A 13756-nucleotide genomic window follows, 5' to 3' on the forward strand; every position below is an offset into this window, starting at 1 on the left:
CGACTGCGTCCTATTCGGCCCGTGTCAGCGGCGCCCAATCATCGCGTGGCGAAGCGTAGATGATGCTGTCGTAGAAGAAGCTGTAGTGATGACGCAAGCGCAGGCGATGCCCAGGGACGATTTCGCGCAGCGTATCGGCCACGTCGAGCAGATCGTTCGCATAGTGGTAAGAGGCAATCGTCATTCTCGGTTTCGCACGGGCGATCAGCTGCGCTGCGCCGCGCAAGGCGCGCGCCTCGAAACCTTCGACATCCATCTTGATGAAGGTGGCGTCTTCGACCACGTCGTCGAGCTTCACGCAAGGCACCTCGACCCCTCCGCTGGAACTGACATGACTGCCCATCGTGCCGGTCTGGTGGAAACGCAACGTCTCGCTACGGTCGGATACCGCACAGCGGTGCGTGTGCATGAAAGGCAACGGATAGGGCATCAGCTTGTTCAATCCCTCATAGTTTTGCGCATCCGGCTCGAACGCATGCACAGTTGCCACGTTCCAGTCGGTCGCGCCCAACAACTTGGCGACAACCGTGCCGGTATGCGCACCGCAATCTACGAAGTGCTCCCTGGTGCCGATCGTGAATGTTTCGCTGTGTGCGCGACCGACGCCAAAATATTCGTCGTGCGGACTGGCCATGACTGAATCCAGCGCACGGCAATCGAATTCCAGGCGCTGCAGCAGCACGGCATATAAGGTTTCGCGGCTCCGCTCGTCTTCGAGCCGCTCGGCGAATGCAAGCCAGTCATCGGCACGTTCCCGGGTTCGCGCACGATACTGCAAGACAGGCTCGTAAACACCGGGGCAATCGTACGCCGCAAGCAATTCCACAAGGCCGTGAATCGGCATGCCCAAGTGCCTGGCCAGCGCGCGGAAACGGGCCTGCCCATAGCGGCTCTGCGTGAAATCGACGGCCTTGACCTCCGTGCCTGTTGGCACCCGCCGCGCCAGTTCCGCGGGTAATTGCGCCGATGTGCACACAGGGATGCCGGAGACTTCCTCCGTGCGGGACCAGTCGTCCACAGCCAACACCAGGTTCGCCCCGCGCGCGAGCAAGCCCGGCAGATGAATCGATGCGAGGAATGAGCCGGGACCGAAGACGACCAGCGCCACGCCCTTCAGACTGGCAGCGGCGCGTGCGGGCGCCGTATCGTCGGCAAAGGCGCGCAGCAACCGCTCGCGCAAGGATAGGGAAGCGTTCGTCATTTATGTTGTCGGTTCAGTGAAATAGCGATCCAGTCCGGCATGGTCAAGAAGACTGTCTCCGAACAATGTCGTTTTGACCAGCTCACGAGCCTGTTCCAGGTCGTAGCGAAAACACGCGCGCAGCGTGTCGAACTTCCTGTCGTGGAAATCCGGTTTGGGTTCTTCCAGCTCGATGTTTTCATTAGAGAAAGACAGAGGCACGTCAGGAGTTTCGATTTCCTTCTCGAACACCTCGCGAACGAAATGGCGGCGTCGATCCTGGTCGGCAAGCTGATTGACCGAGATCACCGCGATGTCCTGCGGCAGATACTTTTCCAGCAGCATGCGGATTGGGCGGTAATAAAACCCACCGGCAAGCACGGAGCAGAACGGCCATTGCTGCCGCGAGAGATAAAAACTCATTTCGTATTCGACGCGCTCGACAAAGCTATGGGTGCGGATATGCTCCATTTCCTTTTCGACGTATCGCCTGAACACGTCGTGAAGACGCCGTGGGAAATAATGCTCGATAACCTCGAAAAAGGTCTGGCGCCTGAATTCCTCCGCCCCCACTCTCTTCCAGAACGAATGAAAATAGCTATCGAGTTCCGCACCGCTTCTTTCAAAGACCTTCAGCATCTTGTACAACGACCATGACCGATCGAGCTGATTACGCCAGCAAATGACAATCCTGGTCTCGTGCTCGGGCAATAATCGGACGTAATCGGCGCTCTTGGAATAAGCTACCGTGGCGTCTAGCAACGGGCGCCCTGCTGGAACGCGGAATTTGCCGGGATGCGGTTCATCGTTGACATACAGCGCAGGTTCCTTGATTCCCGGCACCCTGTCTTCGGCCAGATCGTTATCGACCATCCATTGGGACAGTGCAGTCGTACCGCACTTGTCCATGCCGGCGATAAAAATATTACTGATTGCCATGCTTTTCCTTCGCCGGCTCAGTAAAAGTACAGGCAAGTGTCCCACCGGTCTTCCGTGTGGTGACGCAGGCCGATCCGGTAACCCGGCTCGATGGAATCCACGAACGCAGGGAGATCCAGCAAATCCGTAGCGCGGTGGTAAGCCGAAATCGCCATCTTCGGATGTCCGGCCTGAATCGACTTGATGCTTCCCTTGAGAGCCGGCAGCTCGAAACCTTCGATGTCCATTTTGATGAAGGTGGGAACGTCATCGATGATCTCATCGACGGGACGAAGCTCGACCATACCCGAGGGCTTCTCATCGCCGCCAGGAAGAATGGAACCGCCGTGGCCACCCACATGATTGAACGGCACCTGCGCCCGACTCTCGCCGACGGCATAAGGATGCAGACTGATCTTGCGTTCCAGTTCCGTGCCTGCATACCGCCGCAGGAATTGCCGGAGCGTCTTGATGTTGATGTGATCCGGCTCAATCATCCACGCACGATCGAACTTGCCCTTTGTCGTGCCGATCAAGCCTGTCGTGGATTCCGCGATGGAGGCACCGCAATCGACGAATTTTTCGTGCTCGGTAAAAGACAACAGTCCGGAACGGAAATACAAGGTGCAATATTGTCTGGCGACGTTCAGATACCACTCCGGGTCGCACGTCAGATGAAAGGTGAGGACGCGCCAAAGCGTTTCTTGCGAGTAGCTGTCCGCAAGTCGTTTCGACAAAGCAGCGAACCCGTCGGCACGGTCTGCAATGACTCGCCCCCAATCCGCGACGCGATAGTCGAGCGAAGAATTCAAATCGAGCACACGCACCGCCTGCTCAAAATTCAGACAGGGAATGTCATGGCGACGGCAAAGGTCGTCGAAAAAGCGCTTGGAATGATCGTAGCGGCAGGAATTGATCGCAACGATGGATGGGTCTTTCTTTACCAGTTCGAGGAACACGTCGGTGGAAATAATATCCACGCCCCAAAACTGCTCGCCGCGATGACATTTGAAATCATCCACGACATGCAGCGCCGTTCCCTTTTCGCCAAGTGCGGCAATAAACTGTGCGCCGAAATCTTTCGTGCCAAGCACGACGTATTTCGTCGCCTTGCCGTATTTCCCAATCACCTTGCGTGCATTGTCGGTGACAAACCACGCTGCATCTTCCCGATATTGCTCCAACGCACGATAAAACGATTCTTCCGCAGATTTTCCTGCGATATCAACGGCACTCATTTCTGTCCTTCGATTGGTTGGGCTGCAACATAGGCATGGTGAAAATGACGAACACGGTCTTCGATTCCCTCGCCGAGAACAGCCAGCTTCGTCGCATTGCGCACACCCGCCTGCACCTTGGCACAAATCCCGCCATCTTCCGCAAACACCTTCCTCGTGAAAGCGTGCCCATCTGCGTAGATGTGTTCCATCATTTTTTTCCCGGCCTCCGTGCTTCCTTCGAATTTCACGCCGAGCGTGCGCGAATGTACCGTCGTGGTCTCCACGGAGGTCGGATCGAAACGCTGCACGTGAAAGCTATAGCCCATGAAGGACGTCACGGTCAGGTTCGGAAAAATGTGATGGTGCGTGTAATGCTCGAAAGGCCACGGCCAGCGGCCGATTCTGGATTCCATGCGCTTGAAACGAGCGACCCAATCGGCGTTGGCATCGTGCTCCAGGTGACTGTGTCGGGCCTCGTCGAAGAAAAAGCGCGGAGCTTCTTTTTCGCGGCTCATCCCGTCGACCTCCATGAATGTGCCGGAATGCACCGAGGGGACGTGATAGCCCTCCAGGGCGTTTTCGATGACGACTTTCCAGTTGGCCGCGACATCTTCGCGGAATTCGTCCAGCACCGTGTCCATGCCTTCGCTTGCATTTTCGAGGAAGACATATTGCGAACCGAGATAGTCGCGCAGACTCGGCCCCTCCTCCGACAGGCGCACAAAGATGAATTGTCCTGCCGTGTCGCAAGCAAACTCATGCAGTCGGAACTTCTTCGGCTCCGCGACTACTTGAGGAAATGCCTGCTTCTGGGGAATGCTAAGAGGAACGCCGCATTTGTCGTACACCCAACTGTGGTACGGGCAGCGCACGAACCCGCGATGAGTCCCGGGCTCGCACAAACGGGCATGACGATGCGAGCACACGTTCAGAAAAGCGCGCGGCTTGCCCATTTCGTCGCATTGCAGAACGATCTCCGTATTCCCCAGGCGCATGCCTTGATGCACGTTGCCCTGCAGTTCCAGTTTCAGGCCAGCGAAAATCCACGACTGACGAAACAAACCATTCAGCTCGTTTTCGTGATGGGCAGAATCGACGTAAGCTCGGGGCGGAATCTGTTGAGTCGGCATAAAATCAGCGGAAAGAAAAACGTTTGGCCGGATTGCCCAGGACCGTGATACCGGCCGGAATCCGTCCGATGACAACACTGCCCGGCGCAACGGTGACACCGTCTCCAATGACGGCACGACTGGTAATCACGCAGTTGGGATGAATCGTGACAAAGTTGCCGATACGGGCGCCGCCGGCAATCGTGCAATGGCTGTTAATCTGGCACCACTCGCCGATACGCGCATCGTGACCGACGACCGTGTATTCCTGGATGCAGGTAAAGGCACCGACGTGCGTATCGACCGAGAGGCCTACGCCTGGGCCGATGATGCAACCATGTGCCAGATTTGCGTGCTTACTCACATTTGCACGCGGATGCACGACGGTCGCGAAATCGACATCATGAACGTCACGGAGCGTAGCGGTGTACTTGAAACGCTGCTGCGGATCGCCGAGCGCAGCCATGAAGACCTCGTTCGGCAATGGCTGGTACGTCAGCGGATCGCCGACGATCGGCACGTCGCGTGGCGTTGCATCGAGCGCACCGGCACGGCCATCGAGAAAGCCTTTCACCTCGAATAAAGGATTGTCGTCCTCGATGTAGCTCAGTACTTCGCGACCGAAACCTCCGGCCCCAACAATCAACAGGTGGCGAGGAGAGTTCGACATATCAGCTGATCGTCAAGCCGCCATCCATCACCAGCGTCGTGCCGGTGATCCAGCGGCTGGCGTTCGACAACAGGAAAACAGCGGCATTGGCCACATCTTCGGGCTTGCCGAAGCCGAGCGGGTAGTTGCCTTGCTCCTTCTCTAGCAACCCCACCATAACCCCGGGGCTGTCAAGCATGGGCGTTTCCACGAGCGCTGGTGAAAGACAATTGGCGCGAATACGGCGCTTAACGACTTCCATAGCAAGACAACGCATCATGGCAATCAATGCGGCCTTGGTGCCGGAATATGCTGCGACTCCCGCGACACCAATATGCGCTGCAATCGATGCCATAAACACGAGGGAGCCATCCGCAGCCACTAAATTACGCTTGAGCAAAGCCTGACTCAGCAGCATGGGGGCTTCGACATTAATGGAATGCAGTTCGCGCAAATGTGCCTCGGTAAACATTCGCACCGGACTCAAACGCGAGATACCCGCGCTATGTACGACTCCATTCAGCGCAACGCCGCCGAGCGCAGCGACTAACATCTCCCTCTCAGCCGCATCCGTCAGTTCGGCTTGAACTGCTTGATGTCCTGCCGATGCCGATTTATCGAGCATCTCTAGCGTCTGCTTCAAACGTTCGCGGTCGCGGCCCGTGATAACGACCTGCGCGCCCATCTGTGAACAGGAAATCGCGATCTGGCGACCGATGCCGGATGAAGCCCCTGTGACCAGGATGCGCTTCCCGGAAAGCGAGAACGGGTTTTCCATACTCATGACTCGATCAATGCCGGAAACTTGGCGCCTTCAATATCCATAATGACCGTGCCCCACGACAGGCCAATACCGAAACCGCTCAACAACAAGCGATGCCGGGCTTTGCCCAGCACCTCGTGCAAACGGGCCGTCATCGTCACCGGCAAGGATGCGCCGCTGGTATTGCCGAAATCCGGCAAGGTGGAAGGCACTTTCTCCACCGGCAAACCCAGCTTCTTGCGGATGGTTTCGTTGATCATCTTGTTGGCCTGATGAAAGACGAAATAGTCGATGTCGTCCTTGCTCCTGCCGGTTTTTTCCAGAATCTTTTCCACTGCAAGCGGTACACGCTGCGTGGAAAAACTCAGCACGGCTGGACCATCAAGCGTCAGGTCCAGTCCTGAATGAAAAAACCCGCCTTCATCGCGAGTCGGGATCAAATGGTGAATACCAACCGGCTCCCGATGTCCGCCGACCGGCAAGCAGATGGCCTTGTAACCGCTACCGTCGCTGTTGAGGTCGAAGTGCATCGGCGGCGCTTTCTCATCGAATTCGAGTGCCGTCGCCGTGCCGGCATCGGAGAACAAAGGATCGCGAAGATTGCCCGAACGATCCCCAATCAGCAGCAACGCCTTCTTGATAGCGCCAGCGGCAATCATGCTACCCAGCAGATGCAAGCCAAAGGGATAGCCGGAGCAGCCGAGGTTCACGTCATAGGCAATCGTCGCCTGCGACAGCTTCAGGCGATCCTGCAGGATGATCGCTGTCGATGGAATCAGGTAGTCCGGCGACTGCGTCACGACAACTAGCGCATCGATCTCTTCACGTGCCCACTCCAACTCAGCGAGCAACTTCTCCGCTGCATCGAAAGCGAGGTCGGAAAAGCATTGCCACTCCGGACAAAGGCGTCGCGTCTTGATGCCGATATTGCGCACCAGGCGCTCGCGCTCCGAACGGATTTGCGGCGGAGCATCGAGGACGTTGTCATAGACACGTCTGGGCACACAGGTCGCCATGCCTGCGAAACGCACATTGCGCAGAGTGGAAAATGCCATGTTCTTATCCGAGCAGTTTGTAAAGGTCGGTGATCGTTGCGCACTTCTTCAGGTCGTCACCCGAGATCACCTTGCCGAACTCCGTGTCGAACATCACGATCACGCCCAGCGCAGCCAGCGAATCCCATTCTTCCAGGCTGCTCAATTCCGTCTCCGGTTTCACTTCCACCGGATTCTGAAAATCGGTGACAACCAGAAAATTTTCAATAAAGCTTTCGATGCTGGGCATTACATACTCGGTAGTCATCAACTATCTCCAATCAGTGCAGCAATCCTCTCGACCTCATCGTTCGTGAGGTTCGGATAAATCGGCAGGCAGATCACATCCGCTGCCACCTTCGTCGCCACCGGCAGATTGCCGCGCGAAGCGCCAGACATGCCGCGATACATCGGGAACTCGGTGATCAACGGATAGAAATACCGGCGGCCATGAATTCCCTTGTCCCTCAATCGCTCAAAAAGCGCGTCCCGACTGATCGGATATTCCTGTCCGACCAGGATCGGGTAATACGAAAAATTTCTGCCATTCCCCTCCCGTTGCTGGACGCATTCGATGCCCGGAACGTCTCTCAACAGCTCACCGTACTTCGCGCCGATCTCGCGGCGGCGCGCCAGTGCCTTGTCGATGTGTTGCAGTTGCAGCAAGCCGAAGGCGGCATTGACCTCAGCCATCTTGCCGTTGATGCCCGGTGCGACGACCGTGGTTTCGTCGACGATCCCGAAATTCTTCAGGTTGTCGATGCGTTCTTTGGTCTTCCTGTCCGGGCAGACGATGGCGCCGCCCTCGAAGGTCGTAAATACTTTGGTGGCGTGAAAGCTCAATACGGAGAGGTCGCCGTGCCGCACGATGCTGCCGCCTTCGTCGCCCACACCGAAGGCATGCGCGGCGTCGTATATGACTTTCAGGTTGTAAATGTCGGCGATCTTCTGAATGGCGTCGACCTTGCAGGGATTGCCATAGCAATGCACGGGCAGGATAGCCGTGGTCTTGGGCGTGATGGCCGCTTCGATCTTCGCTGGGTCAAGATTGAGCGTGACCGGGTCGATGTCCACGAAGACCGGCTCGATGCCGTTCCAGCGCAGGGAGTGCGCCGTGGCGATGAAGGAGTACGGCGTCGTGATGACCTCGCCGGTGATGCGCAAGGCTTGCAGGGCCGTGACCAGCGCCAGTGTGCCGTTGGAAAAGAGTGCGATGTGCTCGACGCCGAGATACTCGGCGAGCGCTTTCTCGAGATGCTCGTGCATCGGCCCATGATTGGTCAGCCGCTTGGAGTCCCAGATTTTTTCCAGATAGGGAATGAAGTCCTCCAGCGGTGGCATGTACGGCTGGGTGACATAGATGGGCGTGTGGCCGGGCGATTTCATGGGTAATCGAGATAAGTCGGTCCCGAGATTTTGACCCTCGCGCCGCCATTTCAGTCCGGCGAACTAAGGGGCTTTTCCCCCTCACTACGCCTCATTGGCATAAACCTGCGCGACCGGCATGTCATGCCCCGCCTTTTCGCCGTATTTCTGCAGATACCGGATGTAGCCTTCGAGCCACGCCTCGGTGCCGTACCGACGCCCGCCCTCGTGAATCACGCTTAACGCCCACGTTCCCATCCGCAGGCCAGCCAGTTCGGCCTGCCGGCAGAAGTCCAGATCGTAGAAGTCGAACGCAAAACGTTCGTCGAACCGGACACCGCGGGCAAGCAGCGTCTCGCTATCGGCGACAAGCATCAAGCCGTCGAGCAGCTTGCATTCTTGCTCCGATGGCCCGAACAGATCGACTTCGTCGCAGGGCATGCCCCGACCGCGGCCAACGTTTCCGCTCAGATGCTCCGCGTCCTGTTCAAAGCTGAGCGTCGTCGAATGCCAGGCCGGCTGCCCCGGCACGCGGCGCGTGTTGCCAGCGATACCGGCCACATCGAAGTGGTCGAGTGCCGTGTGGATGCGTTCCTGCCAGAAAAAGTCGGCAAGCCAAACGTCATCGTGGATAAAGACGAGGATCGCCGGATCATTGGCCGCCGCCTCGATCGCGGCGTTGTAGATCGCAGGCAGCCCTTGCGTGTTGTTGATCGTCAGCCTGATCTGCACGTCGTCTTCACGCATGGCGGAGCTGTATAGCCGCAGCGAACGGCCGAGCGCGGTTTCGGCCATGAACTGCTGCTGGTCACCCCGCGTGGCGCAGACGAGCCGCACGCGCTTGCGGCTCTTTGCTGCCGCCACCGCGCGCGAGTGGGCGATGCCGTCGAGAAACCGGCGAGACGCCGGCAGTTCGCGAGGCGGCACGCGCCCCAGCTCGTCCAGGCTCTGTTTCAACGGTTCAAGCCCAGACAGGCCGCGCTGTTCAATGGCAAAGCGGTAAACCTCGCCGAGCCGCTCGCGAGCCTTGCCGAGCGCCTCCGCGCCGATGGTCCCGGCGGCCGCTTCGCCGCGCACCATGATTTCCCATTCGTAAAAGCCCGCCGCAAGCCAAGGGTTCGCCACGCCGGAGTTTTGCGTCGCGTGCCGCCGAAAGCAACTGTGGTAGCCGCCAGCCAGGACGACCGGCCCCTGCTCCGCCATGTTCAGATACATCGCGACATCGGTCAGATAGATGAATCCGTGTCCCCTGTACTTCATCATGGCGCCGACGTTGACCCGCTCGCGCACAAGCATGACGTTGCTTGGTTCACCGAGGAAGTTGTTGGCGGTCACCACCACGTTCTCGATCAGAAACGCGCGATCGAGGAGCGCCGTCTCGCCGGGCTGGATCAGTGCGGCTGGCACGTCGATCACCTTGTCGTCGGAGTCGATGACGACGCGCTGATGAAAGGCCAGGGTCGATTCGGGATGATTGTCGAGCGCGGCAACCAGCGTGGCGACCGAGGTCGGCATCAAAAGATCGTCGTCGTAAAGCCACTTCACGTACCGGCCGCTAGCCTGCGCCCACAACTGCTCCTGGTTGCGCAGGCCGTCCTGAAATCCGTGGTGAAAATATCGAATCCGCGGATCGTTCGCTCCATCGACAATCTCGCGCAGTATGCCGTCCGGCGTGTCGTCGCCGACGAGGATTTCGATGTCCGTGAAGCTTTGAGCGCAGGCGCTCGCCAAAGTCTTGGCCAGGTATGCCGGCTTGAACGCGGGAATGAGGATGCTGACTGTGGGCATACGACTGGCGGCTGAATTAAGCGATCGGGCAGTGTAGCGGCCGCTACGGAATGTTGATCCGGCAGACAGGCACGCCTTTAGCGCCTAATTCCGCAGATGCGGGAACGCCGGGTTCGCGCAAGCTATGACATAGCGAAAATGCGCAATGAATCCAATGACCAGCCCTTGAAGCCAGGCGCAGCCCCCCTGAAAGCAAGCTGCAAGATTCAATGCCGGACATGCGCCGTCAATCCCGCGCCGAAGCCCCTTTTGCGCCATTTGACTCCCTTGATTGATTCTCCCCTTAAAGTTTTCCCGGTAGGGACCGATATCCCAAACAAGGCGGCCAACACACACCACGCTGCCATTTTTGGGATCGGGCCCGTGCCCTACTCGGAGAATTGAAATGCTCGGAATCAATACAAACATCAACTCGCTTATTTCGCAGCAGAACCTGACCGGTTCGGGCAGCGCACTGTCGCAGGCGATCACGCGTCTGTCGTCGGGCAAACGCATCAACAGCGCAGCGGACGACGCAGCAGGCCTCGCGATCTCGAACATCATGCAGACCCAGATCAACGGTCTGAACCAGGGCGTGTCGAACTCGAACGACGGCACGTCGATGGTGCAAACGGCATCGAGCGGTCTCGCCTCGCTGACGAGCAGCCTGCAGCGTATCCGCCAGCTGGCCACGCAAGCAGCGAACGGCTCGATGACCAGCGACGACCGCGCGGCCCTGCAGCAGGAAGTCTCGCAACAGATTTCGGAAGTCAACCGTGTCGCGTCGCAGACGACGTTCAACGGCATGAACCTGCTCAACGGTTCGCTGGGCACCGTGTCGTTCCAGGTTGGCGCGAACGTCGGCCAGTCGATCAGCCTGAACCTGACGCAAGACATGTCGGCTGCGAAGCTCGGCACCGGCAATGTGCAAGCAGGCAACACGCTCGGTTCGTTCGGCAACCTGTCGCTGAACACTAGCGGCCAAACGGTTGCTACGGGCGCCGCGATCACGGCCATCAACGTGATCGCCGACGGCAAGGGCGGTTACACGCTGACGGACCAGAACAACCAGGCGCTGACCCAAGCCGTGGCTTCTTCCGTGCTCGGCGCCGGCGTGACGACCGCCGACGCCAACGGCAACGCCGTCATCACCGCCGCTAATGCTGCCGGCAAGGGCGCAGCGATTGCTACGAAGCTTGCTTCCGACATGTCGACGGCGGTAGGCGGCTCCACCGCTACGCTCACCACGTCCTTCACCGCGGCTTCGAACACCAACACCGGTGCGGCGATCGACGCGCTCAACACGCCGACGAACGTTGCGAGCATCGACATCAGCAGCCAGACCGGCGCAAGCGCAGCGATGGAGTCGATCGACAACGCGCTGACCACGCTGAACAACCTGCAAGCTACGCTCGGCGCAGCACAAAACCGCTTCACCGCCATCGGCTCGACGCAGCAAGCGCAATCGACCGACCTGTCGACCGCCCAGTCGTCGATCCAGGACGCGAACTTCGCGGCAGAAACGGCTAACCTGAGCAAGGCACAGGTTCTGCAACAAGCCGGTATCTCGGTGCTGGCACAAGCAAACTCGCAGCCGCAGCAGATCCTGAAGCTCCTCCAGTAAGGCGCTTCCGGCCGCAGGTGTCCGGCGCGCAGCGCATCGCGAGCCGGACGCAAATCCGTCGGGAGGCTTGCCTCCCGATTGTCGTTTCCAGCGTTACACCGCGAATTAAATCGCGAATTAAATCGCGCATTCAAGCGTTTTGACCGGCCTTGCCGACGCACGGAGCCTCCTCATGTCCACCGTAACCGGATCCACGACTGCCGCGATCTCGAGCGCAGTCGCCACCACGACCGCCGCCGCCAAGGCGTCGGTGCAGGCAGCCGCCCAGTCGATCATCAGCGGCTCGACCAATTCCTCGATGGACACGAGTTCGCTCGTCACGGCGCTCGTCAACAGCAAGACCGCCGGCCAGGCCGCGACCATCGCCGCCGAGCAGACCGCGGACAACACGCTGATTTCGGCCTACGGCACGCTCTCCGCGGGACTGTCCGCGTTGCAGGCCGCCATCTTGCCGCTCAGCGACGGCGCCACGCTCAATACGTTCAAGACCACCCTGAGCGGCACCGGCGTCACCGCCACGGCAGCGACCGGCGCGGTGGCGGGTTCGTACTCGCTCAATGTGGCGCAGGTCGCCACCTCGCAAATGCTCACCTCGGCGGGCTATAACGCGAGCACGAACCTGGCTTCCGGCTCAGCCACGATGACCCTGACGGTCAACGGCCAGAGCAGCACGATTTCCCTGAACAGCTCGAACAGCACGGTTGCCGGCATTGCCTCGGCGATCAATTCGGCCAACGACAATCCCGGCGTGACCGCGACCGTGGTGACCGGCTCGGACGGCGCCCACCTCGTGCTGCAATCGAACTCGACCGGTGCGTCGAGCGGCATCAGCATCGCGATCAGCGATTCGACTTCGACCGACGACCTGAACAAGCTCGCGGTGACGACCACCGCCGGCAAGTCGATATCCAGCGCGAGCGACCTCACCGGTACCGACAGCAGCGGCAACACGATCAACCCCAGCCAGTCGACCATCTCCGGCACAGGCTGGAACCAGACGCAGGCCGCCCAGGATTCGTACTTCACGCTCGGCGGCGTCGGCGTGAGCAGCTCCACGAACGCCGTGAAGACGGCCCTGTCCGGCGTGACGCTGAATCTCACGTCAGCGGCGGTCGGCGCCACCCAGACGCTCACGGTCGCGCAGGACACCAGCGCGGAGTCGTCCGCGATCGACAATTTCGTCACCGTCTACAACACACTCGTCACGACGATGGGCTCGTTGACGGCGTACAACGCGAGCTCGACGTCGCAGGGGGTGCTGCTCGGCGATTCCACGTTGAGTGTGATCCAGAACCAGCTCGCCAAGATCGTGGGCAGCGGCGTGGGCAGCGGCACCACGAAGACGACGCTTGCCGCGATCGGCGTTACGCTCCAGTCGGACGGCACGCTGTCGGTCGACGACACGAAGCTCAGCGATGCGCTGCAGAACAACCAGTCGGCTGTGGCCTCGCTGTTCAATCCGACCACCGGCATCGCCGCGCAACTGGACGACAGCATCACGAACTACACCTCGTCCGCCGGCATCATTAAAAACCGTACGGACGCGATCAACAGCGACCTGACGAGCCTCTCGAACCAGCAGACGACGCTGACGGCGTGGCAGGCGCAGCTCACCAGCCAGTACACCGCGCAGTTCACCGCACTCGACACGCTGATGGCAACGATGAACAACAACTCGCAGTACCTCACGCAACTGTTCGGTGGCACCAACAGCGCAGGCGCGCTTGCCACGAACAAGGGCTGAGCGTGGCGCGGAGCGAACCATGCAGAACATAGCCACGATCGAGCGCATCTGGCAGATGACGAAAGACCTCGAACTGGCGGCCGCTGTCGGCGACTGGGAGCGCGCCGCGCAGCTCGCCGACGAGCGCTCGCCGCTCTTGACGGCGCTCGGCGCGCAGCCGCCGCAGGAGGTTATGGCACGGCTCAGAGAGATCGACGAGATCGACAGCCGCATCTTCGACGCCGCGCGTGTCGCGCAACAGGAACTGGGCGCCGAGTATCAGGCGAACATGCAGGCGAGTCGCAACGCCGGGCGGTATTTGAGCGTGGCTCTCGCTTGAAGCAGGAACCACGATTCGCTGATTCGCTGTGCATTTGCGCACCCCGGCCCGCCTTGCGCGGGCT

The 13756-nt window shown here is 59.5% G+C and carries 13 protein-coding genes; 3 read left to right on the forward strand and 10 right to left on the reverse strand.

Annotation, left to right across the window (positions count from 1 at the left end):
- Positions 1 to 10: 10 nt before the first annotated feature.
- The 10 genes from OKW41_RS40200 to OKW41_RS40245 form a co-directional block, all read right to left on the reverse strand.
- Complete coding sequence (locus OKW41_RS40200) at positions 11 to 1201, reverse strand: FkbM family methyltransferase (RefSeq protein WP_429453893.1); 1191 nt, start codon at positions 1199 to 1201, stop codon at positions 11 to 13.
- Positions 1202 to 2119, reverse strand: a complete 918-nt coding sequence (locus tag OKW41_RS40205; RefSeq protein ID WP_429575901.1) for a sulfotransferase domain-containing protein — start codon at positions 2117 to 2119, stop codon at positions 1202 to 1204.
- A gap of 17 nt (positions 2120 to 2136) precedes the next feature.
- Entirely contained in the window at positions 2137 to 3336 is a 1200-nt protein-coding gene (locus tag OKW41_RS40210; protein WP_429575902.1) for an FkbM family methyltransferase, read from the reverse strand.
- The gene (locus OKW41_RS40215) at positions 3333 to 4448 is read right to left on the reverse strand and encodes an aromatic ring-hydroxylating oxygenase subunit alpha (RefSeq protein ID WP_429575903.1); all 1116 of its coding nucleotides are present in this window, start codon (positions 4446 to 4448) and stop codon (positions 3333 to 3335) included. Before OKW41_RS40215 ends, OKW41_RS40210 begins: the two co-directional genes overlap by 4 nt.
- A 4-nt stretch (positions 4449 to 4452) precedes the next feature.
- Positions 4453 to 5097: an acetyltransferase gene (locus tag OKW41_RS40220; RefSeq protein ID WP_429453885.1), complete on the reverse strand. Its 645-nt coding sequence runs from the start codon at positions 5095 to 5097 to the stop codon at positions 4453 to 4455.
- 1 nt (position 5098) lies between these two features.
- Positions 5099 to 5854, reverse strand: coding sequence for an SDR family NAD(P)-dependent oxidoreductase (locus tag OKW41_RS40225; RefSeq protein WP_429453883.1), 756 nt, complete (start codon positions 5852 to 5854; stop codon positions 5099 to 5101).
- Between the two features lie 2 nt (positions 5855 to 5856).
- Positions 5857 to 6894 (reverse strand): ketoacyl-ACP synthase III, encoded by a 1038-nt coding sequence (locus tag OKW41_RS40230; RefSeq protein WP_429575904.1) that lies wholly within the window; start codon positions 6892 to 6894, stop codon positions 5857 to 5859.
- Positions 6895 to 6898: 4 nt separating this feature from the next.
- Positions 6899 to 7123 (reverse strand): acyl carrier protein, encoded by a 225-nt coding sequence (locus OKW41_RS40235; protein ID WP_018418810.1) that lies wholly within the window; start codon positions 7121 to 7123, stop codon positions 6899 to 6901.
- A gap of 17 nt (positions 7124 to 7140) precedes the next feature.
- Positions 7141 to 8259, reverse strand: coding sequence for a DegT/DnrJ/EryC1/StrS family aminotransferase (locus OKW41_RS40240; RefSeq protein WP_429575905.1), 1119 nt, complete (start codon positions 8257 to 8259; stop codon positions 7141 to 7143).
- Positions 8260 to 8343: 84 nt separating this feature from the next.
- Positions 8344 to 10026 (reverse strand): glycosyltransferase, encoded by a 1683-nt coding sequence (locus OKW41_RS40245; RefSeq protein WP_429575906.1) that lies wholly within the window; start codon positions 10024 to 10026, stop codon positions 8344 to 8346.
- 385 nt (positions 10027 to 10411) lie between these two features.
- Here OKW41_RS40245 and OKW41_RS40250 point away from each other — a divergent pair, with 385 nt between their 5' ends.
- The 3 genes from OKW41_RS40250 (at position 10412) to OKW41_RS40260 (ending at position 13692) form a co-directional block, all read left to right on the forward strand.
- Positions 10412 to 11629: a flagellin gene (locus OKW41_RS40250; protein ID WP_429575907.1), complete on the forward strand. Its 1218-nt coding sequence runs from the start codon at positions 10412 to 10414 to the stop codon at positions 11627 to 11629.
- A 172-nt stretch (positions 11630 to 11801) separates the two neighbouring features.
- Positions 11802 to 13373, forward strand: coding sequence for a flagellar filament capping protein FliD (gene fliD, locus OKW41_RS40255; protein WP_429575908.1), 1572 nt, complete (start codon positions 11802 to 11804; stop codon positions 13371 to 13373).
- Between the two features lie 19 nt (positions 13374 to 13392).
- Positions 13393 to 13692 carry a flagellar protein FliT gene (locus OKW41_RS40260; RefSeq protein WP_429453871.1) on the forward strand — a complete coding sequence of 100 codons (300 nt, stop codon included), beginning with the start codon at positions 13393 to 13395 and terminating at the stop codon, positions 13690 to 13692.
- The last annotated feature ends 64 nt before the right edge of the window (positions 13693 to 13756 follow it).

It is taken from the genome of Paraburkholderia sp. UCT70 (assembly GCF_050434085.1).
GTDB classification, from domain to species: Bacteria; Pseudomonadota; Gammaproteobacteria; order Burkholderiales; family Burkholderiaceae; genus Paraburkholderia; species Paraburkholderia tuberum.